General features: G+C 64.1%; 19 protein-coding genes. 10 read left to right on the top strand and 9 right to left on the bottom strand.

All coding sequences use genetic code 11. The features are described 5' to 3' along the window. Positions 1-21 precede the first annotated feature (21 nt). Complete coding sequence (locus I3J27_RS38610; RefSeq protein WP_270164042.1) at positions 22-987, bottom strand: sensor histidine kinase; 966 nt, start codon at positions 985-987, stop codon at positions 22-24. A gap of 194 nt (positions 988-1,181) precedes the next feature. On the opposite strand from I3J27_RS38610, the gene I3J27_RS38605 reads away from it, so the two are divergent. After that, positions 1,182-2,021: an SDR family NAD(P)-dependent oxidoreductase gene (locus tag I3J27_RS38605; protein ID WP_270164041.1), complete on the top strand. Its 840-nt coding sequence runs from the start codon at positions 1,182-1,184 to the stop codon at positions 2,019-2,021. Positions 2,022-2,171: 150 nt separating this feature from the next. Here the strand turns inward: I3J27_RS38605 and I3J27_RS38600 are convergent, their stop codons facing one another. The 3 genes from I3J27_RS38600 to sthA form a co-directional block, all read right to left on the bottom strand. Beyond that, positions 2,172-3,545, bottom strand: a complete 1,374-nt coding sequence (locus I3J27_RS38600; protein WP_270164040.1) for a cytochrome P450 — start codon at positions 3,543-3,545, stop codon at positions 2,172-2,174. Positions 3,546-3,680: 135 nt separating this feature from the next. Beyond that, entirely contained in the window at positions 3,681-4,916 is a 1,236-nt protein-coding gene (locus I3J27_RS38595; protein WP_270164039.1) for an LLM class flavin-dependent oxidoreductase, read from the bottom strand. A gap of 280 nt (positions 4,917-5,196) precedes the next feature. Further along, positions 5,197-6,588, bottom strand: a complete 1,392-nt coding sequence (gene sthA / locus I3J27_RS38590) for a Si-specific NAD(P)(+) transhydrogenase (protein WP_270164038.1) — start codon at positions 6,586-6,588, stop codon at positions 5,197-5,199. 149 nt (positions 6,589-6,737) lie between these two features. Between sthA and I3J27_RS38585 the strand changes: the two genes are divergently transcribed. Both I3J27_RS38585 and I3J27_RS38580 read left to right on the top strand, forming a co-directional pair. Next, complete coding sequence (locus tag I3J27_RS38585; protein WP_270164037.1) at positions 6,738-8,150, top strand: MFS transporter; 1,413 nt, start codon at positions 6,738-6,740, stop codon at positions 8,148-8,150. 141 nt (positions 8,151-8,291) lie between these two features. Beyond that, positions 8,292-9,470, top strand: a complete 1,179-nt coding sequence (locus I3J27_RS38580) for an extracellular catalytic domain type 1 short-chain-length polyhydroxyalkanoate depolymerase (RefSeq protein WP_270164036.1) — start codon at positions 8,292-8,294, stop codon at positions 9,468-9,470. Between the two features lie 27 nt (positions 9,471-9,497). On the opposite strand, the gene I3J27_RS38575 is transcribed toward I3J27_RS38580, so the two are convergent. Further along, the gene (locus I3J27_RS38575; RefSeq protein WP_270164035.1) at positions 9,498-9,800 is read right to left on the bottom strand and encodes a hypothetical protein; all 303 of its coding nucleotides are present in this window, start codon (positions 9,798-9,800) and stop codon (positions 9,498-9,500) included. Positions 9,801-9,931: 131 nt separating this feature from the next. Between I3J27_RS38575 and I3J27_RS38570 the strand changes: the two genes are divergently transcribed. Then, positions 9,932-10,312, top strand: a complete 381-nt coding sequence (locus tag I3J27_RS38570) for a winged helix-turn-helix transcriptional regulator (protein WP_270164034.1) — start codon at positions 9,932-9,934, stop codon at positions 10,310-10,312. A 4-nt stretch (positions 10,313-10,316) separates the two neighbouring features. Here I3J27_RS38570 and I3J27_RS38565 read toward each other — a convergent pair whose 3' ends face one another. Continuing rightward, a complete protein-coding gene (locus I3J27_RS38565) occupies positions 10,317-10,985 on the bottom strand; it encodes an MBL fold metallo-hydrolase (protein WP_270164033.1) in 669 nt (222 codons plus the stop codon). 183 nt (positions 10,986-11,168) lie between these two features. Between I3J27_RS38565 and I3J27_RS38560 the strand changes: the two genes are divergently transcribed. After that, entirely contained in the window at positions 11,169-12,770 is a 1,602-nt protein-coding gene (locus tag I3J27_RS38560) for an alpha-amylase family glycosyl hydrolase (RefSeq protein ID WP_270164032.1), read from the top strand. A 170-nt stretch (positions 12,771-12,940) separates the two neighbouring features. On the opposite strand, the gene I3J27_RS38555 is transcribed toward I3J27_RS38560, so the two are convergent. Next, on the bottom strand, positions 12,941-14,638 hold the full coding sequence (locus tag I3J27_RS38555) for an alpha-amylase family protein (protein WP_270164031.1): 1,698 nt from the start codon (positions 14,636-14,638) through the stop codon (positions 12,941-12,943). A gap of 123 nt (positions 14,639-14,761) precedes the next feature. On the opposite strand from I3J27_RS38555, the gene I3J27_RS38550 reads away from it, so the two are divergent. Next, on the top strand, positions 14,762-15,253 hold the full coding sequence (locus I3J27_RS38550) for an MmcB family DNA repair protein (protein WP_270164030.1): 492 nt from the start codon (positions 14,762-14,764) through the stop codon (positions 15,251-15,253). Between the two features lie 97 nt (positions 15,254-15,350). On the opposite strand, the gene I3J27_RS38545 is transcribed toward I3J27_RS38550, so the two are convergent. Both I3J27_RS38545 and I3J27_RS38540 read right to left on the bottom strand, forming a co-directional pair. After that, a complete protein-coding gene (locus tag I3J27_RS38545; protein WP_074122131.1) occupies positions 15,351-15,905 on the bottom strand; it encodes an ActR/PrrA/RegA family redox response regulator transcription factor in 555 nt (184 codons plus the stop codon). A gap of 102 nt (positions 15,906-16,007) precedes the next feature. Beyond that, positions 16,008-17,330 carry an ActS/PrrB/RegB family redox-sensitive histidine kinase gene (locus I3J27_RS38540; RefSeq protein ID WP_270172990.1) on the bottom strand — a complete coding sequence of 441 codons (1,323 nt, stop codon included), beginning with the start codon at positions 17,328-17,330 and terminating at the stop codon, positions 16,008-16,010. A gap of 108 nt (positions 17,331-17,438) precedes the next feature. On the opposite strand from I3J27_RS38540, the gene I3J27_RS38535 reads away from it, so the two are divergent. The 4 genes from I3J27_RS38535 to I3J27_RS38520 all read left to right on the top strand — a co-directional run bounded on the left by I3J27_RS38535 (position 17,439) and on the right by I3J27_RS38520 (position 21,561). Further along, positions 17,439-18,242, top strand: coding sequence for an ABC transporter ATP-binding protein (locus I3J27_RS38535; RefSeq protein WP_270164028.1), 804 nt, complete (start codon positions 17,439-17,441; stop codon positions 18,240-18,242). Further along, complete coding sequence (locus I3J27_RS38530) at positions 18,239-19,057, top strand: ABC transporter permease (protein WP_270164027.1); 819 nt, start codon at positions 18,239-18,241, stop codon at positions 19,055-19,057. Before I3J27_RS38535 ends, I3J27_RS38530 begins: the two co-directional genes overlap by 4 nt. A gap of 121 nt (positions 19,058-19,178) precedes the next feature. After that, entirely contained in the window at positions 19,179-20,504 is a 1,326-nt protein-coding gene (locus I3J27_RS38525; RefSeq protein ID WP_270164026.1) for a polyhydroxyalkanoate depolymerase, read from the top strand. Positions 20,505-20,721: 217 nt separating this feature from the next. Next, positions 20,722-21,561 (top strand): M48 family metallopeptidase, encoded by an 840-nt coding sequence (locus I3J27_RS38520; RefSeq protein ID WP_270164025.1) that lies wholly within the window; start codon positions 20,722-20,724, stop codon positions 21,559-21,561. The last annotated feature ends 151 nt before the right edge of the window (positions 21,562-21,712 follow it).

Here is a 21,712-nt window from a genome sequence, read left to right as displayed (position 1 = left end):
TTCCGGAGGGAGAGGTGGTCCTCAGCCGTTCTTGGGGATGCGGCATTGCATGATGCAATGCAGGCCGGTCTGGAGATACGAGACCTCGGTCTTGCCGTCGAAGGCGGATAGCGCCGACGTCAGCAATTTGGTGCCGAAGCCCGGCGCCGACACCTTGTCGATGCTCGGACCCTCGGTTTCATCCCAGGTGACGGTCAGACGATCGCCGCTGACGGTCCAGGACACCTGCAATAATCCGCGCGGCGCGGAGAATGCGCCATATTTGCCCGCGTTGGTGGCGAGCTCGTGAAACATCAGTGACAGCGTGACCGCGAGTTTCGGCGGCAGGAACAGCTGGTCGCCGTTGAGCGTGAAGCGGACATGGCCGTAAGGCCCGAGCTCCGCAATCAGGAGATCGCGAATGTCGCAGCCGGCCCTGTCGATCCGCGAGATCAAATCGTCGGTCGTGGCCAGCGAGCGCAGCCGCGGATCGACCTTGGCCCAGACCTGCGGCTGGTCGTGCAGCACCTGGTGCAGCACCGCGTGTGCCGTGGACAGCTTGTTCTTCAGCCGGTGCTGGAGCTCGTCGACCAGCAGCTTGCGGTAATCCTCTTCCTCGATCAGACGCTTTGAGATCCGGCGCTGCTCCGCCAGCATCGTGCGATAATGCTCGACGCCCCAGATGGTGAGCGCGGTGACGCCCCAGTAAAGCGTCAGCAAGGTGAACCTGGTACGATCGGCAAAGGCGTCGCCGAAATTGACGACGACGCCGAGCACGCCGCCGATCAGCGCCGTGATGATGCCGATCCGCAAGCCGCCGAATGCGGCGGCAAAGAACACGGCCGGGAAGTACGGCGTGAAGTAGACGTCGGGCCGCACATGCGCGAGACCCCAGCGCGCCAGCGTCGCAACCAGCAGGCAGGCGGCCGCGAAGGCGAGACTCAGCGCGAGCGATGGCGGTGCCTCGCCCTGCCAGCCCTTGCGGAACTCGTCGATCAGCTTCTCCATGCCGGGCCCGGATGCGCGATGCGTTCGAAAATCCACAGAGAAGCGAGAATGTTACGCATGTCGCATGCGCAAGCAAAGCTTGCCTTGTCATGGGCTGGCGGGAATAGTGAGCGTCGCGGCGCCGACTGTCGCGGCGACGTCATCGACCGGCGTCCGCCATTTGGCATCAAATCATTTGAAAACAGGGACATTCCATGGGCAGGCTGGATGGCAAGGTTGCGGTGATTACGGGGGCGACGAGCGGGATCGGATTGCGTACCGCGGAAGTCTTCGTTGCCGAAGGTGCCAAAATTGTGATCGCCGGGCGACGCGTACCGGAAGGCGAGGCGCTGGCATCGCGGCTCGGGGCCGATTGCGTTTTCCGCCAGACGGATGTGACGGTCGAAGCGCAGATGCAGGCGCTGATCGCGCTCGCGGTGGAAAAATTCGGCCGGATCGACTGCCTGTTCAACAATGCCGGCGGCCCGGCGCAGACGGGGGGCATCGAAGGCCTCGAGGTCGAGCGGTTCGATGCGGCGATGGCGACGCTGGTGCGCAGCGTCATGCTCGGCATGAAGCATGCCGCGCCCCATATGAAGAAGCAGGGCTTTGGCAGCATCATCAACAATGGCAGCATTGCCGGCCGTCTCGCCGGCTTCTCCTCCTCGATCGTCTATGGCGCGGCCAAGGCGGCGGTGATCCATCTCACCAAATGCGTGGCGATGGAGCTCGGCGAGTCCAATGTGCGCGTCAACTCGATCTCGCCCGGCGCGATTGCGACCGGCATCTTCGGCAAGGCTCTGGGGCTGTCGACCGATGCCGCGGAGAAGACGCCGGCCGTGATGCGCGAGGTCTACAAGACCGCGCAGCCGATCCCGCGGGCAGGCCTCCCTGATGACATCGCCCATGCCGCGGTGTTCCTGGCGAGCGACGAGTCCAGCTTCATCAACGGCCACGATCTCGTCATCGACGGCGCCATGACCGCCGGCCGCAACTGGAGCCAGCAGCAGCAGGGCCTCGCGGCCTTGCGCAACGCGTTCGATCAGGGGGCGTAAGGCCACGGCAACGGAGCCGTAGGGTGGGCAAAGCGACTTGTCCGCCGTAGCTCGAAGAGCGAAGGCGGAAGCGTGCCCACCAATTCTTTTCATCGCGCGTAATCGTGGGCACGGCGCTCCGCGCCTTTGCCCATCCTACGAGGTCGGTGCTCACACCGCCTTCACCCGCACCTTCAACCCATCCCGCGGCTTCGGGATCGGCCACATCTGCCAGTCCGGCTTGTAGCCGTCTTCCAGCGACACCTCGATGTTTTGCAGAAAGTGCCGGGCAAAACATTTCGCCTGCATGTAGGCGAAGTGCAGGCCGAGGCACATATGCGCGCCGCCGCCGAACGGCACCCAGGCGAAGCGGTGGCGATTGCGCTGGGCTTCCTCGGTGAAGCGCAAGGGATCGAAGCGATCCGGCTCCGGCCAGATGTCCTTCATGTGATGGGTGTAGAGCGGATTGACGCCGACCGCGGTGCCGGCGGGAATCGTAAATCCCTTGAAGGTGAAATCGCGCATCGCGCGTCGCGGCATCGAGGGCACCGGCGGCTTGATCCGCAGCGCCTCCTTGAACGCCATCTCCGACAGCGGCATCTTTTCGAGATCGTCGAAGCTGCTCGGCGCATCCGGGGCGAGCCCCAGCGCAAGAACTTCCGCGCGCAGCCTGTCCTGCCAGTCCGGGTTCGCAGCGAGCTCGCCGACGAACGAGGTCAGCGAGGAGGTCAGCGTGTCGTGCGCCGCCATCATCAGGAAGCTCATATGGTCGATGATGTCCTGCTCGGACAGCAGCGCGCCGTCCTCATGGGTGGCGCGGCAGAGATGCGAGAACAGATCGTCGCCGCCGTGATTGCCGCGCCGCAGCGGAATCTGCTCGCGGAAATAGGCGACGATGCGCTTGCGCCCCGCAACGCCACGCGCCATCTGCGTGCCGGGCAGGGGGCGGCGGATCGGAGCGACCGCGGCCGCGACCATGTCGACGAAGGCGCGGTTGATCTCGTCGACCTCCGGCCCGATATCGGCGCCGAGGAAGGATGCGGAGGCGAGGTCGAGCGTGAGTTGCTTCATCGCCGGATAAAGCTGCATCTCGCCGGGCTTTGCCTTCCATTGCGCGACGCGCGCGGAGATGCCGCGGTCGAGATCGCTGAGATAGGATTTCATCGGCCCGGACTTGAACGCGACCGACAGCGCCTTGCGGTGCAGCCGGTGCTCGTCGAAATCGAGCAGCATCAGTCCGCGTGGAAACAACAGCCCGAGCACCTTGTTCCAGCCATGCGTCGAGGAAAAAAGCTTTTGCTGGTCGAACAGCACGAGCTCGTTGGCCTCGGGGCCGAGCAGCACGACATTGGTCTCGCCGAAAATATGGGTCCGGTAAACCGGGCCCCATTTGGCGCCGTTCGCTTCGACGTGCCCCTTGGGGTCGGCCAGCACCTGAAAGGTCTTGCCGATGATCGGCCAGCCTTCATCGCCGGGGATGTGCGTCAGCTCGTTGCGCTTGGGGGCGGTGAAGCCGAGCGCTGGGGCGACATTCTGCATCGACATGACGATTGCTCCGGTTGGCTGACCGAACAGCGCGCGGGCACAGCATTGCGGCCCGCGCCAGCTGACCGGGTCAGCATAGCACAGGCCGGTACGTCTTTCTTGTGAACGTCGTTACAAGCGTTGTCCCAACGGGCCCTACCGCTTCGCGGCTTCCTTCTGCAAATCCGGGGCGTTGACGGCGGGAATGGCGACGCGGCCGGCGCCGGTCACCTTCAGGGCCTCTGCAGCCTTCTCGTTCTCCATGATCTTCGCCATCACCGCCTGGCCGGCGCGTTCGAAGATCGCGCGGTTCTCGATCACGAACTTTTGCGACTTGCGCAGTCCGTCGATATAGCCGTTGATCTCCGGCACGACGTAACGCGCCACCAGGTCCCAGCTTCGGCGGGTATTTTCGGGATTGGCCCAATCGTGCACGAAGCCGATGACAGCGCCGACGCCGCCCGACACCTGCATCACGTTCTTGATCATCTTGACGAGGTCGTCGGGCGTGCCGATGACGGAAGCCGCACCCTCGACGAAAGCGGTCTTGTCCACGGCATCGTCGGGCGAGGAGAATGCGGTCAGGCCCGGCCGCTGCAGCGTGCCGACGTTATATTCATTGTGCCAGCGCATCAGGCCGGCGCCGGCTTCGCGGCGGGCCTGCTCGCGGGTCTCGGCGAGGTGCCAGGTCAACAGCACGCGCCAGTTCGCCCGATCCACTTTGGTGCCGTGCTTCTTGGCGGCATCCTCGGCGAACTGCCATTGCTGTTGCAGGGACATCAGCCCTTGCGTCGTCATCGAGCCCAGCGAGATGATGCCGATGCCGTATTTGCCGGCGAGCGTCATGCCCGACGGCGAGATCTGCGAGGCCACCACGAACGGCATCTCCTCCTGCAGCGGAAGGATCTGCAGTGCGGCGTCGTTCATGGTGAACCAGTCGGTCTTCGCCGTGACACGCTCGCCGTTGAAGAGGCGGCGGATCACGCCGATCGCCTCGTCCTGGCGGTCGCGCTGCGTCATCGGGTCGATGCCGAGCGTGTGCGCGTCCGAGGCCAGCGCGCCGGGGCCCGAGCCGAAAATGGCGCGGCCGCCGGTCATGTGGTCGAGCTGCACCATGCGCTGGGCCACGTTGAAGGGATGGTGATAGGGCAGCGACACCACGCCGGTGCCGAGCTTGATGCGTTTGGTGCGCTCGCCGGCCGCTGCCAGGAACATCTCGGGCGAGGCGATCATCTCCCAGCCGGAGGAATGATGCTCGCCGCACCAGAACTCGTCATAGCCGAGCGCGTCGAGTTGCTCGACGAGGTCGAGATCGCGCCGGAACTGGAGCATCGGATGCTCCCCGATCGGGTGATGCGGGGCAAGAAAGGCTCCGAATTTCAGGCGCGCCATGGCGTTCTCTCCGGCTGAGTTTTTTGTTTGTTGAGGCGGTGAGGCTACGTGCTGGGACAAGCGAACGCAATCGGGCGATGTCCCGCGCGGCGGAATGCAGGCATGCGTTGAGGCGAGACGAGATGTTTCGTCTCCCTCTCCCCGTTCTTACGGGGAGAGGGCGGGGTGAGGGGCGTCTCTCCGCGGGGACAGCGATAGTTGGATTTTCGAAATGCCCCCACACCGTCACTGCGTTTGAATTCCGACCTCTCCCCGCAAGCGGGGCGAGGTGAAGAAAGGATCACCGCGTCATCCTGTTCCACGCGTCGAGGCCGGCGATCTTGTAGGCCTCTGCCAGCGTCGGATAGTTGAACGTGTTCTGGATGAAATAGTCGATGGTGCCTTTGAGATTGAGTACGGCCTGGCCGATATGGATCAGCTCGGTGGCGCCTTCGCCGAGGATGTGCACGCCGAGCAGGCGGCGCGTCTTGGTCGAGAAGATCATCTTCATCATGCCGCTGTTCAGCCCCATGATGTGGCCGCGCGAGGTCTCGCGGAAGCGAGCGATGCCGACTTCGTACGGGATGCCGCGCGTGCGCACCTCCTCCTCGGTGAGTCCCGCTGTCGAGATCTCCGGCACCGAATAGATGCCGTAGGGAAAGAACTCGGGCGGAGCCAGGGGCTCCATGCCGAGCGCGTGGCACGCCGCGACGCGCCCCTGCTCCATGGACGTCGAGGCAAGGCTCGGAAAGCCGATCACGTCGCCGGCGGCGTAGATGTGCGGCACGCTGGTCTGCAAGGTCACGGGATCGACGGTGATGCGGCCGCGATGATCCACCGCGATGCCGGCCGCCTCGAGGTTGAGCTTGTCGGTGGCGCCGACGCGCCCCGCGGCGAACAGCAGCATGTCCGTGGTGACGTGCCGCCCGTCGGACAGGTTCGTGACGATGCTGCCTTGCGCATTCTTCTCGATCGACGTCACCTTGGAGCCGAGCCGCAGCGCGACGTTGCGGTCGCGCAGTTCATGCATGAACTCGTCGATCAGCTCCTTGTCGATGAAGTCGAGGAAGGTCGGTCGCGGCTCGATCAGGGTGACGGGCACGTCGAGCGCGCTGAAGATGGTGGCATATTCGACGCCGATCACGCCGGCGCCGATTACGGCAAGGCTCCGCGGCAGCTTCGGTAGCTCGATGATCTCGTCGCTGTCGAGCACGGTGGTGCCGTCGAACGGCACGTAGTCGGGCCGGAACGGGCGCGTGCCGCAGGCGATCAGGATGAAGGCGGCCGACACAGTCTTGGTTTCGCCGATGGAGCTGGTGATCTCGACCTCGTGCGGCGAGACCAGGCGGGCCTCGCCATTGGCGGTGCGCACCAGGTTACGGCTGAACTGATGCTCGAGCACTTCGACCTCGTGGTCGAGCGTCTTCTGGAGCCGGATCATCAGGTCGCTCGCCGCGATGTCCTGCTTCACCTTGTAGGAGCGGCCGTAGAAGCCGCGCTCGCGCCAGCCGGACAGATTGAGCACGGTCTCGCGCAGGGTTTTCGAGGGGATGGTGCCGGTATGGACCGAGACACCGCCGACGCGCCGGCCCTTCTCCACCACCAGCACGGCCTTGCCGAGCTTGGCACATTGCACCGCGGCCCGGCGCCCCGACGGGCCCGAGCCGATCACCACCATGTCGTAGTCGTACATCCCGAAGACTTCCGAGCCCGCAAAAACCAGCGGGAGTTGCCATGCAGCAATCGGGCCAGAGCGGCAAGTCCTACCTCGGAGGTAATCGCGCGGATGACGCCGATCTGCGAGTTTCGCGCGCAAATAAATCGCGGAAGGTTCGCGCGAAAATGCATCAAACCGTCACAAAACAAGTCGATTCGACGCGCCGCTGGTGGGTGTTGGCGATCGTCGTCGCGGCACAGTTCATGTTCGGCGTCGACGCCTTTATCGTGAACGTGGCCATCCCCACCATTGCGGCCGATCTGCACGCGACGCCGGCCCAGATCGAATCCGTCATCGCGATCTATCTGATCGCCTATGCCACGCTGGTCGTCACCGGCGGCCGCCTCGGCGACATTCACGGCACGAAGAATGTCTTCCTCGCCGGCGTGCTCGGCTTCACGGCGACCTCGCTGTGGTGCGGCCTGGCACAATCCGGCGCGGAACTGATCGTCGCCCGGCTGGCGCAGGGCGCGACCGCGGCGCTGATGGTGCCGCAGGTGCTGGCGACGCTGCATCTGCTCTTCACCGACGAGACGCGCAGCCGCGCCTTTGCCATTTACGGCATCGTGCTGGGGCTCGCGGGCGCCGCAGGCTTCCTGTTCGGCGGTCTCCTCGTCACGATCGACCTTGCACATACCGGCTGGCGCGCGGTGTTCTTCGTCAATGTGCCGTGCGGTCTCGTCATCGCCGCGGCCGCATGGCGCATCATGCCGTCGGTGCCGCGCCGGGCCGGCACGAAGCTCGATATCAAGGGCAGCGCGGTGCTGTTCGCAGGCCTGTTGTGCCTGATCGGGCCGCTGCTGTTCGGCCACGATGTCGGCTGGGCGCCGTGGCTGTGGGCGGTGATGGGAAGCGGCGGCGCAATCCTCGCCGCGTTCCTGAAACTGGAGCATGCGGTGGCGCGCGCCGGCGGCATGCCGCTGATCGATCTGACGCTGCTGGCGGATGCCGCGTTCCTGCGCGGCCTCGGCGCAGCCTTCTTTTTCTTCGCTGCCAATCTCTCGTTCTATCTGGTCATGACGTTGTTCATGCAGAGAGGCCTCAAGATCCCGCCGCTCGCAGCCGGCATGGCCTTTATTCCGCTCGCGCTCGCTTTCGTCGTGGCGTCACGCCACAGCGGCGCGCGGGCGCGACATCGCGGCACAAAAGTGTTGATCGAAGGCTGCGCGCTTCAGATCGCGGGCCTCGCCGCGCTTGCGCTCGTCGCGTTCTATGCCGATGCGCCGTCCGCGCTCCTGCTGGCGCTCACCATGATCATCTTCGGCTACGGCCAGGGGCTGGTGATGGCGCCGCTCTCGGGTGCGGTGCTTTCGACGGTCAAACCTGCCGCAGCGGGCTCGGCGTCCGGCATGTATGGCACCATTGCGCAGATCGGAAATGCGGCCGGAGTGGCCGCAATCGGCGCGGTGTTCTTCGCGATCGAGGCTCTGCAATCAGCGCGCGCAGCTTTCGTCGTCTCGCTCGCGCTGTTTGTGACATTAATCATGATCTGCGCCGCATTTCTGGCGTGGACGCGCCGCGCATCTGCACGAAGTTGAGGCAGTGCGGTTAATACGTGCGGATTCCCGCGGGTTTTCCCGCGATTTTCGTCGGACTGACAGCGCACGGTCTTTTTATTTTGCAATGCAGCAACTATCTGGTCTGGCTGAACGTTGAAAGTCGCCCACCAGGAAGTTGCCGTGTCGTTAGCCAGAAATGTCGAATTGTTGAAACGCCTGCCAAAGCTGGGCGGTCTGCGCTTTGCCGAGTTTGGCCAGGGCGCGGATGCGTCCAGTCCCTTGGAGGAAGTCACGGGCTTCGGCGACAATCCCGGAAACCTGCGCATGTTCGCGTTCGTGCCGGCGCAACTTCAGAAGCCGCGCGCGCTCGTCGTCGTGCTGCATGGCTGCGGCCAGACTGCGGCGGGTTACGATCTCGGCGCGGGTTGGTCGACGCTCGCGCGGCATTACGGCTTCGCGCTGGTGATGCCCGAGCAGCAGCGCGCCAACAACGGCAACACCTGCTTCAACTGGTTCAATCCGGAAGACACCGCGCGCGACAGCGGCGAGGCGCGCTCGATCCGCGAGATGATCGCGCACATGGTCAAAGCGCATCGCATCGATCCCAGGCGCATCTCCATCACCGGCCTGTCCGCCGGCGGCGGCATGACCTCGGTGATGCTCGCGACTTACCCTGAGGTCTTCGCGGCCGGCGCAGTGATCGCCGGATTGCCCTATGGCATCGCGTCGAATTTGCGCGAGGCGCTCGACGGCATGTTTCATTCCCCCGCGCGTCCCGAGCGCGAGCTCGGCGATTTCGTGCGACGGGCCTCGAACCATCGCGGACCCTGGCCGAAGGTTTCGGTGTGGCACGGCAGCGCCGACCGCACCGTCAATCCCGGCAACGCCAACGAGATCGTCAAGCAGTGGCTTGATTTGCACGACCTGCCGCTGGTGCCGATGGCGGAAACCATCGTCGATGGTTATCCGCGCCAGGCCTGGTGGAACAAGGATGGCGAGACGCTGGTCGAGTCCTACGCCATCACCGACATGGCGCATGGCACCCCGCTCGGCCTCGCCGACAATGACCAGCGCTACGGCATCGAAGGTGCGTTCCTGATCGAGGCCGGCATTTCCTCGTCGTACCACATCGCAAAATTCTTCGGCCTCACCGAATGGATTGCGGACGCGAAGAAAAAGGCGGAGGCAAAGCCCGCCGCTGCGTCGAAGCCGGCGCTGACGCCGGCGCCGCATCTGGCCCGCTCGATCCGTGCGAAGGTCGCCGAAGAATCGGCCGAGCCGACGCGCGAACAAGCTCGCGGCTTCGATCTCGGCCAGATCATCACCCGCGCGCTGACCGCCGCGGGGTTGATGAAGTAACCCCGCTGTCGCATCAGCTCAGCGACGCTACGCGGTCTGATCGATCCACTCGATCGGCGTCGCCGTCACCTCGCCGCCGGCGACCTTCCGCGTCATCTCCTGATAGGCCTTGAAGAAGTCGCGTGATTGCAGCGTCTTCTGCGCGGCTTCGTCGCTGACGCTGGCGAGGTGGAAATAGTGGCCGTCGTCGCGGTTCTTCAGGACGCGATAGCCGATCCGGCCCTTCAGTTCCGGATCGCCGTCGATGGCCTTGATGAAGCGACCGATCTCCCGGTGCCAGGCCTCCGTCGTGCCGTCCTTGAACTCGTATCTGATCATGAAGTGCTTCATGTGACTCTCCCTGTTCGTCGTGTGCGTCATCATCTGCGCCTTGCAAGCGATCCCGCAAGTATGGACAAAATTGATAGTATGGACTTTTTCGACGTTGCTCCTAATCTCTCCCCGCACATGGAGGAGACGACATGGCCAAGGTAAGTGCAAAGGCCCTCCCGGCGCGCGCCTGTCCGGTCGCGGCGTTTCAAAAGATGATCAGCGGCAAATACAAGCTGCGCATCGTCTGGGACCTCAAGGACGGCCCGCGCCGTTATGGCGAGATCAGGAGCGGGCTGTTGCGCGGCACGTCAGGCAGCGCCGAGATCACCCCGCGCGTGCTCAGCCGTGAATTGAAGGCGCTGACGCAAAGCGGCCTGATCGACCGCAAGGATTTCGGCGAGGTGCCGCCCAAGGTCGAGTATCGCCTGACCCGCAAGGGCAAGAGCTTTGTGCCGGTCGTCGCCGCGATCCGCGAGTGGGGCGAACGTAACCTGAGTGAGACGGCGGCGCTTGCGGACGCCGCGGAATAGGCGCTTACATCTCGCCGGTGATGAACGGATTGGTCATCCGCTCCTGGCCGATGCTCGAGCCGGCGCCATGGCCGCAGATGAAGCCGACATCGTCGCCGAGCGGCAGCAGTTTTGTCAGAATCGAGTTGATCAGCGTGGCATGACTGCCGCCGGGCAGATCGGTGCGGCCGACCGAGCCGGCAAACAGCACGTCGCCGACATGGGCGAAACGCAATTCCTTGTTGAAGAACACCACGCTGCCGGGCGAGTGGCCGGGGCAGTGGAAAATATCGAACTGCAAGCTGCCGATCGACACGGTCTCGCCCTCGTCGAGCCAGCGGTCCGGCTCGAAATTGCGCACCCCGGTCATGCCGAAGCGCGCGCCGCTCTCGACCACGTTGTCGAGCAGGAATTTATCGGCGGGATGCGGGCCCTCGATCGGCACCTTCAGCGCATCGCGCAATTCGGCCGCGCCGCCGACATGGTCGATATGACCATGGGTCAGCCAGATCTTCTCCACGGTGACGCCGGTCTGCTTGATCGCGTCCAGAATCTTCGGCACGTCGCCGCCGGGATCGATCACCACGGCCTTCTTGCTGGGCTCGTCCCAGATGATGGTGCAGTTCTGCTCGAACAGCGTCACGGGGACGATAATCGCGCCGGCCTTGGCCTTGTTGTCATCTTGCTCGGTCATGGCGTCACAATGCCGATTTTTGCCAGGCCGCCAAGCAAAAGATTCGGGCCAAAGACCCGGAAAGTGCGCCGGAACATTTACCCCTGCGGTCACACGGCCGTCCCAATTGACCCGCCAATTTGAACCGGGACGTTGCTCTCGCGTTCTTCCGCGCGAGATACAGATTTGGATGGGTTCTCCGGCATGGCTCAGAGCGACGAAAACTGGTGGCGCGAGGGCATCTTCTATCAGGTCTATCCGCGGTCCTTTCAGGACAGCGACGGTGACGGCGTCGGTGATCTCGCCGGCATTTTGCGGCGGCTGCCTTACATCAAGTCGCTCGGTGTCGACGCGGTCTGGCTGTCGCCGATCTTTCCCTCGCCAATGGCCGATTTCGGCTACGACATCTCCGACTATACCGGCATCGAGCCGCTGTTCGGCACGATGGAGGACTTCGATGCGCTGCTCGCGGCCGCGCACGACAACGGCCTCAAGCTGATCCTCGACCTCGTGCCGAACCACACCTCCGACCAGCATCCCTGGTTCGTCGAGAGCCGGTCCTCGCGCGACAATCCCAAGCGCGATTGGTACGTCTGGCGCGATCCGGCGCCCGACGGCGGCGTGCCGAACAACTGGCTGTCGGAGTTCGGCGGCAGCGCGTGGGCTTTCGACGAGACCACCGGCCAATATTACTACCACGCCTTCCTCGCCCAGCAGCCGGACCTCAACTGGCGCAATCCCGAGGTCCGGGCCGCGATCTACGACGTGATGCGGTTCTGGCTGGAGAGGGGCGTCGACGGTTTTCGCGTCGACGTGATCTGGCACCTGATCAAGGACGCCGAATTTCGCGACAATCCGCCCAACCCGCATTACGTCGAGGGCCGGCCACCGAATGAGAAGATCCTCACCCAATATTCCACCGACCAGGATGAGGTGCATGACGTCATCGCCGAGATGCGGCGCGTCACCGATGCGTACTCCGCCCGCGTTCTGATCGGCGAGATCTATCTGCCGCTGCATCGGCTGATGGCTTATTACGGCAACGACCTCACCGGCGCGCAGATGCCGTTCAATTTCGCGCTGCTCTCGACCTTCTGGAGTGCGCGTTCGATCGAGAAGATCATCGAAGACTACGAGAAGGCGCTGCCACGAGGTGCCTGGCCGAACTGGGTGCTCGGCAATCACGATCGTCCGCGCGTCGCGAGCCGTGTCGGGCCGGAGCAGGCCCGCGTCGCCGCCATGCTGCTGCTGACGCTGCGCGGCACGCCGACGCTCTATTACGGCGACGAGATCGGCATGCATCAGCTCGCGATCGCACCCGAGGACGTGCGCGATCCCTTCGAGAAGAACGTGCCCGGCATCGGCGTCGGCCGCGACGGCTGCCGCACACCGATGCAGTGGGATTTCTCGCAATTCGGCGGCTTCTCGGAGGTGCGGCCATGGCTGCCGCTGCCGGAGGACCATATCCACGAGAATGTCGTCAATCTCGAAGCGGATACGCGGTCGATCCTGAGCCTGTACAAGCGCCTGATCGCCTTGCGGAAGTCCTCTCCGCCGCTGGCTTCGGGCGATTATCATCCGATCGCTGCGCAGGGCGACCTCCTGATCTATCGGCGGGAGGCCGCGGGCAGGAGCATGATCGTCGTGCTCAATCTTGGTCCTGAGCCGATCGCGGTGACCACCAGCGCGATTCGTTTCGGCAGCGAGATTCTGCTGTCGACGTTTCTGGATCGCGAAGGCGAGAAGCTGGAGGGCGTGCTGGATCTGCGCGGCAATGAGGGTGTGATCGTGGCACCGCCAGCCTAGCTGTCGTCCCGGACAAGCGGAGCGCAGATCCGGGACCCATAGCCACAGGGAGTGGTTTGGCGAAGATTCGGAGTGACCAGCGCGCCCCAAACTCTTCCCTGGGGCTATGGGTCCCCGCGTTCGCGGGGACGACAGTTGTGGGTGCGGTACAGCGGCACGCAACGGCCGCATCACCCCGGATGCTTGTTGCCCGTGGTCTTGCTGTCGATATCGCTCCGCTTCAACAGATAATCCAGCCCTCCGACCCGGTACCAGCGATAGCCATAGGGCTCCAGCACGATGCGGTGCTGGCCGCGCTTGTCGGCGTGGCTGTGGTCTTCCGCGAGCAGGTTGATCAGGTGCGCACCGGCCTCGCCTGATAGCCCCGCCGAGAACGCGATCTCGCGCGGCATCTGATCCAGATTGTGCACGAACAGCACGGAATTGTTGCGCCAGTCGTAGCGCATGATGAACACCGCGGGATCGCGCGTCGGAACGATCGCGAAGTCGCCCCAGCCGATCTCCGGCACCTCCTTGCGCATGCGCACGATGCGCTCGGTCCAGTTCAGCATGGAGTTGGGATCGCGTCGCTGTTTTGCGACGTTGACGTGCGGATAGCCGTAGGGACCCTTGTCGATGACGGGGCAGGCCGGCTTGTCGTTCTTGGTGAAGCCGCCATGCGGCTCGGTCGACCATTGCATCGGCGTGCGCGCGCAGTTGCGCTCGGGGAGCGAGAGATCGTCGCCCATCGCGATCTCGTCGCCATAGCGGATCACAGGCGTTCCCGGCAGCGTGCACATCAGGCTGTAGGCGAGTTCGAGCCGCCGGCGGTCGCCGCCCAGCATCGGCGCGAAGCGGCGGCGGATGCCGCGATCGTAGAGCTGCATGTCCTTGTCGGGGCCAAATTTCTTGAACACGGTGTCGCGCTGCGCCTTGGTCAGGCGCCCGAGATCGAGCTCGTCGTGATTGCGCAGGAACAGGCCCCATTGCGCCGTGGCCGGCCGCGGCTTGGTTGCTTTCAGCGCCTTCGCCAGCGGCCGCGAGTCGCCGGAGGCCAGCGCGTAGAACAGATGCTGGTTGACGTGGAAGTTGAACATCATGTGCATGCGGTCGGCATCGTGGCCGAAATATTCCATGTCCGTTTCCGGCAGCACGTTGGCCTCGGCGAGGATGATGGCGTCGCCCTGCCGCCATTGCAGGAATTCGCGGAACGCACGCAGCATGTCGTATTGCTCGACCGGCTTCTTCACCTTGGCGCCCTTGGTCGCGATCACGAAGGGCACCGCGTCCATGCGGAAGCCGGAGACGCCGAGCTGGATCCAGAAGCCCATGATCTTCAGGATCTCGGCCTGCACATGCGGATTCGATGTGTTGAGGTCGGGCTGAAAATCGTAGAAGCGGTGGAAGTAATACGCGCCGGCTTCCTTGTCGCGCGTCCAGGTCGATTTCTGCACGCCGGGAAACACCATGCCCTTGTTGGCGCCGGCCGGCTTCTTGTCCGACCACACATACCAGTCGCGATAGGGCGAGTTCTTGTCGCGCCGCGCCTCCTTGAACCAGTGGTGCTGGTCGGAGGTGTGGTTGACGACGAGGTCGATGATGATGCGAATGCCGCGCTGCTTGCAGCCATGGGCGAATTCGACGAAATCGCCGAGCGTGCCGTAACGGGAATCGACGCTGTAATAGTCGGCGATGTCGTAGCCGTCGTCGCGGCCGGGCGAGGTCTGGAACGGCATCAGCCAGATCGTGGTGATGCCGAGCCCGTGCAGATAGTCGAGCCGGCGTAACAGGCCCTTGAAGTCGCCGACGCCGTCGCCGTCGGCATCCATATAGGTGCCGACGGACAGGCAATAGATCACGCCGTTCTTGTACCAGAGATCGTCGATCATGCGCGAGCGGCCTCACAGCTCCGCCGAGGTGCGGCGGCTGCGTGATAAGTGCGGCGGGGGAGGGAGGTTCCCGCTCCCACACTCACTGTCGTCCCCGCGAACGGAATCGGCTATCCTTCCGCCATGGACAATTCCGCCCGCAACATCGCCCTCGTTCCGCCGCCCGATCGCCGCCAGTCCGAAACGGCGCTGGCGATCGCGCGCGGCACGGCACGGCTGCTGCGTTCGCTCGGCTTCACCTGCATCAGCGAATTGCCGCTGCCGTCGGGCCGGCGCGCCGACCTCGTGGCGCTGAACGAGCGCGGCGAGATCTGGATCGTCGAGATCAAATCCTCGGTGGAGGATCTGCGCGCCGACCAGAAATGGCACGAGTACCGGGCCCATTGCGACCGGCTGTTCTTCGCCTTCACGCAGGATCTGCCCTGCGAGATCTTTCCGGAAGGCACCGGCCTGATCATCGCGGATGCCTATGGTGCGCATCTGCAGTGCGAGGCGCCCGAGCACAAGCTCGCTGCCGCCACGCGCAAGCAGATGACGGTGCGGTTTGCGATGGCGGCGGCCTTGAGGATCAACCGCCTGGTCGATCCGCAGGGGCACGCGGAATTTTGGGAGTGAATCCGTAGGATGGGTAGAGCGTAGCGAAACCCATCGCTCTTGGTGCAAGGCGCTTAGAAGGTGGGTTTCGCTTCGCTCTACCCACCCTACGAGGCCATTACCTCGGCGCGCGCTTCGCCAGGATCCGCTGCAGCGTGCGGCGGTGCATGTTGAGGCGCCGCGCCGTTTCCGAGACGTTGCGGTTGCACATCTCGTAGATGCGCTGGATGTGTTCCCAGCGGACGCGGTCGGCGGACATCGGGTTGGTCGGCAGCTCGGATTTCTCCGCGCTGGTCGACAGCAGCGCGGCGACGACGTCGTCGGCATCCGCGGGCTTCGAGAGATAATCGATCGCGCCCATCTTCACCGCGGTGACGGCGGTGGCGATGTTGCCATAGCCGGTCAGCACGATCGCACGCGCCTCGGGGCGCTTCTTCTTCAGCGCCGAGACGACGTCGAGGCCGTTGCCGTCGCCGAGGCGAAGATCGACCACGGCGAATGCCGGCGCAGCCTTGCCGATCTGCGCAAGACCATCCGAGACCGTGTCACATGACGTCACCGCAAAGCCGCGCGTCTCCATCGCGCGCGACAGCCGCTCCAGAAACGGCTTGTCGTCCTCCACGATGAGAAGCGAGCGGTCGGTCTGTTCGTTCAATTCGGCGATGGCGTTCAAGGTGTTGTCCTCTCTCTGCGCATCCACATATGGCGTCGCAATCGGACGGTGCCAAGGCCGCCAATAGTCGATCAGCCCCGTTGTGCGACGCAAGGTCGCGGCCTATCCTATTGTTTCTTCGAGCATCTCGATAGCCTCAAAACGCTCTCGCGGCCAATTGATCTGGACCACTGCGCCGTGTTCCGGAAAGGTCCGGTTGGTAAACGAGACCTTTGCGCCGGTGCGTTCCAGCAAGGTGCGTGCGATGAACACGCCAAGCCCGAGCCCGCGCCGCTCGCCGGCGCCGTCATCCAGATTGCGCCGCCGCGACAGATAGGGCTCGCCGATCCGGTTGAGGATGTCGGGCGGAATGCCCGGGCCGTCGTCGGAGATCACGAGCTCGATCGTGTCCTTGTTCCACCAGGCGTTCACCTCGACCGAGGTGTGGGCGAAATCGACCGCGTTCTCGACGATGTTGCCGACGCCGTAGAGGATCGCCGGGTTGCGCGAGCCGACCGGCTCGGCAACGATGGCGACCGCGATCCGCACCTTGATGTCGACGCCGAAATCGCGGTGCGGCGCCACCACCTCCTCGATCAGCTCCGACAGCTTCATGCGATCGAACGGCGCGCCCTCGGAGGAGAGCTGGGTGATCTTGCTCAGGATGTCGCGACAGCGCTGCGTCTGCTCGCGCAGGGTCTTCAAATCGGCGGCAAAGCTTGCATCCTTCACCGTCTTCTCCAGCTCGCGCGAGATCAGGAAGATGGTCGCGAGCGGCGTGCCGAGCTCATGCGCGGCCGCAGCGGCGAGACCGTCGAGCTGGGTCAAATGCTGCTCGCGCGTCAGCACCAGCTCGGTCGCAGCCAGCGCGTCGGCGAGCTTGCGCGCCTCCTCGGTGACCTGGAACGAGTAGAGGCTGGTGACGCCGATCGCGAGCACGATCGAGAGCCAGACGCCGACCAGATAGATCGGCGGCAGCACCAGCGGATCGTCGGAATCCCAGGGCAGCGGAAAATGGAAGAAGAACAGGATCGAGGCGCAGGCGACCGCCAACACGCCGAGACCGAAGGTGAAGCGGGCCGGCAGTGCGGTGGCCGAGATCAGCACGGGTGCGAGGAACAGGAACGAGAACGGGTTCTGCAAGCCCCCGGTGAAGAACAACAGGCCGGCCAGCTCCACGATGTTGAGCGCGAGCAGGCCGGCGGCCTGCATCGGCTCCAGCCGCTGCATCGGATTGGCCACGGTCTGGAGCGCCAGATTGAGCGTCGCCGACAGCGCGATGATGCTGACGCAGGGGACGATCTCGACGTTGAATTCCAGCCCCTGCGCCACGATGAAGATCGCGGCGAGCTGGCCCAGCACCGCGAGCCAGCGCAGCCGCAGGATCGTGTCCAGCCGGATATGCCGCTGCGCGTGGCGGAAGTTGGAAGCGGCAATTTCGGTCATGTCGGCCAATGGGGCGGCGCCTTCTCGTCACAAACGCAGAGCTCGCGGAACCACCCGGGCATTACAAGCCTTGCGCTCTCCGCTGCAATAGCAGAAGAACGGCCCAGCATGACCGGGAATGACAAGGCTTCAAGTCGGCCGACTGTCGCGGGTATCACTTCATCCGCGGCAATCGAGGTCGATCGCCTCGTCAAGGTCTACAAGCAGACCCGCGCCGTCGACGATATCTCTTTTTCGCTGCCGCGCGGCAGCATCACCGGGCTGCTCGGGGGCAACGGCGCCGGCAAGACCACGACGATCGCGATGATCATGGGGCTGGTGCTGCCGACCTCCGGCCGCGTCCAGGTGCTGGGTCATCGGATGCCCGAGGAGAGCGCGGCGGTGCTGGGGCGGATGAATTTCGAAAGCCCCTATGTCGACATGCCGATGCGGCTCACGGTGCGGCAGAATCTCACCGTGTTCGGCAAGCTCTATGCGGTGAAGAACCTCGCCGACCGCATCGCCAGGCTCGCCGACGAGCTCGACCTCACCGATTTCATCGACCGCGCCAACGGCAAGCTCTCCGCCGGGCAGAAGACCCGCGTCGCGCTGGCGAAAGCGCTGATCAACCAGCCCGAGCTGCTGCTGCTGGACGAGCCGACCGCCTCGCTCGACCCCGACACGGCCGACTGGGTCCGGGCGCATATGGAGCGCTATCGCAAGGAGAACAACGCCACCATCCTGCTCGCATCGCACAACATGCTCGAGGTCGAACGGCTCTGCGACCGCGTCATCATCATGAAGCGCGGCCGCATCGAGGACGACGACACGCCGGCAGGCATCATGGCCCGCTACAACCGCACCACGCTGGAAGAGGTGTTCCTGGACGTCGCGCGTGGCCGGGTGAATGGTGCGAAGGAGGCGGTCAGATGAGCGACGTCTCCCTCCACCGCGGCATCTCCCCGCATCGCATCGGTGCGATGATCCTGCGCTATTGGTACCTCTTGCTGTCATCCTGGCCGCGGCTGCTCGAACTCTTGTACTGGCCGGCGCTGCAAGTCATCACCTGGGGTTTCATCCAGTATTACATTGCCGAGAATTCCAACTTCTTCGCGCGCGCCGGCGGCACGCTGATCGGCGCCGTCATCCTCTGGGACATCCTGTTTCGCGGCCAGCTCGGCTTTTCGATCTCCTTCCTGGAGGAGATGTGGGCGCGCAACCTCGGCAACCTCATGATGAGCCCGCTCCGGCCGATCGAGTTTCTGCTGTCGCTGATGGTCATGAGCCTGATCCGGCTCGCGATCGGCGTGATCCCGATGACGCTGCTCGCGCTGTTCCTGTTTCACTTCAATGTTTACGCGCTCGGCCTGCCGCTGATCGCGTTCTTCTGCAATCTGATCTTCACCAGCTGGTCGGTCGGCATTTTCGTCTCGGGTCTGGTGGTGCGAAACGGCCTCGGCGCCGAGAGCATTGTCTGGACCCTGATGTTCGCGATCATGCCGCTCGCCTGCATCTACTATCCCGTCAGCGTGCTGCCGGTCTGGCTGCAACATGTCGCCTGGGTGCTGCCGCCGACTTACGTGTTCGAGGGGATGCGCGCGCTCTTGATCGAGAACACCTTCCGGATCGATCTGATGCTGGAGGCGTTGGTCATCAATGCTGGCCTTCTGGTTGCATCTTTTGGGGCATTCCTTGCCCTTCTGCGCAGCGCCCGGAAGCACGGCTCGTTGCTGTCGGGCGGCGAATAACGTCACTTTCCCGTGGATTCAGGCTGGTTTGGCCGCTCCGGCCACGTAGATGTACGGAACCATGCATTGACGCAATATTACGCATTCGGCAGTATGCTGCGATGCGAAGAGGAATATAACGATGCCTATTGGTGAGTTTGGTGCGCCGCCCCTGTCGGCCGAAGGCAGTCCGGTTCTAACGACGCCGATGTACTGGATGTACGAGATGGGGCAGGCCTCTCTCAATCCGGCGCGCGCGATCACTGACGCGACCAAACTTCTGTTTCAGAATCCGCTCAACCCGTGGGCACGCACCGAGGTCGGAAAGTCGGTCGCCGCGGCCTGCGAATTGTTCGAGCGCACCACGCGCCGTTACGGCAAGCCGGAATGGGGCCTCAACGACACCGAGGTCAACGGCATTCGCGTCCCCGTCGAGGTCCGCTCGGTCTGGGAAAAGCCGTTCTGCAGGTTGCTCTATTTCGATCGCAAGTTCACCCGTCCGCTGCGCAGCCCGCAGCCGCGCGTGCTGATCGTGGCGCCGATGTCCGGCCACTATGCGACGCTGCTGCGCGGCACGGTCGAGGCCTTGCTGCCCGCGCATGAGGTCTACATCACCGACTGGGCCGATGCCCGCATGGTGCCCTTGAGCGAAGGCCGCTTCGATCTCGACGATTACATCGACTACGTCATCGAGATGCTGCACGTCCTCGGCGGCAATACGCATGTGCTGGCGGTGTGCCAGCCCTCCGTGCCTGTCGTCGCCGCTGTTTCGATCATGGAAGCGCGGCGCGATCCCTTCGTGCCGACCTCGATGACGCTGATGGGCGGCCCGATCGACACCCGCCGCAATCCGACCGCGGTGAACAAGCTCGCCCAGGAGCGCGGCATCGACTGGTTCCGCAACACCGTCATCACCAAGGTGCCGTTCCCGCATCCGGGCATGATGCGCGACGTTTATCCCGGCTTTTTGCAGCTCAACGGCTTCATCAGCATGAATCTCGACCGGCATATGGACGCTCACAAGCGTCTGTTCGCCAATCTGGTGAAGGGCGACGGCGACCTCGTCGACAAGCATCGCGACTTCTACGACGAATATCTCGCGGTGATGGATCTCTCCGCCGAGTATTATCTCCAGACCGTCGACACCGTGTTCGTGAAGCACTCACTGCCGAAGGGCGAGATGACCCATCGTGGAACCCGCGTCGATCCCTCCAAGGTCACGCGCGTCGCGCTGATGACGGTCGAAGGCGAGAACGACGACATCTCGGGTCTCGGTCAGACCGAAGCGACGCACACTTTGTGCAGCGCGATTCCCGATCACCGCCGCGTTCATTACGTCCAGAAGGGCGTCGGACATTACGGCGTGTTCAACGGATCGCGTTTCAAGTCGGAAATCGTGCCGCGGATTCACGACTTCATGGTCTCGGCAGCGAATCCGGCCTCGTTGCAGGCGATTGCAGCCGAATAGTCGCGTATTTCGGCTTTCCCGTCGAAAATCCGGGCCCTGTCGGCGGTTCCGACAGCGCCTGGATCTCTCCAGATTCGCGGTATTTAGGTAGCTTTCTAGGAGTGAGTCTTACCTCACCCCTTGGGGGTGTCGCATGCGTCCAGCGGGGGCGAAAAAACCGGGTTCCAACCCCAGTCTGTAGGGTCTCCCGGACGCTAGACCGCTGTATATTGGGCAAATGATTTGTTTTTGCGCCGAGCGCTTTCCCTGGCGGCGGTTATGGCAGAATCCGGGCGCCCTCCTGCCCCCCGGACTGACAGACATGGCCACTCGCGCGCTCCTCTATCGTCGGCCCCACGAACCAAAGACCCTCGTCATCACTCATGGATCGCAATTCTTTGCGATTCGCCTGCGAAGACACCGCCGAGCGCGTCGTTACACGCTCAGAATCCATCCGAGCGACCGCGAAGCCATCCTCACCATCCCGCCGCGCGGCACGCTCGCTGAAGCGAAGGACTTCGCGACGCGTCACGGCGCGTGGATCGCAGCGCGTCTCGGGCGCTTGCCGAAGGCCGCACCGTTCCAGCCTGGCACAGTGATACCGCTGCGCGGCACGGCCCATCGCATCGTTCATCGCGCAGGCAGCCGCGGCACGGTGTGGACCGAGACGCGTGACAGCGGTGAAAAGATTCTCTGCGTCGCCGGTGGTCTCGATCATGTCGACCGCCGCGTCAGCGACTTCCTCAAGCGCGAGGCGCGCAAGGATCTTCAGCGTTCGGCGGAGACCCACGCCGCCGAGCTCGGCGTCAAGGTCAAGCGGCTCTCGATCCGTGATCAGTCCAGCCGCTGGGGCTCCTGCACCTCGGCAGGCTCACTGTCGTTCTCCTGGCGCCTGATCCTCGCGCCGCCCTTCGTGCTCGACTACCTCGCCGCCCACGAGGTCGCCCATCTCGTCGAGATGAACCACTCGGCCCGCTTCTGGCGCGTCTGCGGCAAGGTCTGCCCGTCGATGGAGCGCGCCAAGAAGTGGCTCGACACCTACGGGAACGATCTGCACCGGTACGGGATCGAGGAGTAGGGCGCAGTCGAGGATTAGGCCGCGCCGCTATCCTGGCAAAGACTGTCATCGCCCGCGAAAGCGGGCGATCCAGTATTCCAGAGACCGTAGTGATCGAATCGAGAAGCCGCGGCGTACTGGATTCCCCGCTTTCGCGGGGAATGACGGCGGA

This window comes from Bradyrhizobium xenonodulans (assembly GCF_027594865.1).
Lineage (GTDB): Bacteria > Pseudomonadota > Alphaproteobacteria > Rhizobiales > Xanthobacteraceae > Bradyrhizobium > Bradyrhizobium xenonodulans.
Note: the sequence above shows the minus strand (reverse complement) of the source record. Positions and strands in the feature narration are given on the sequence as shown.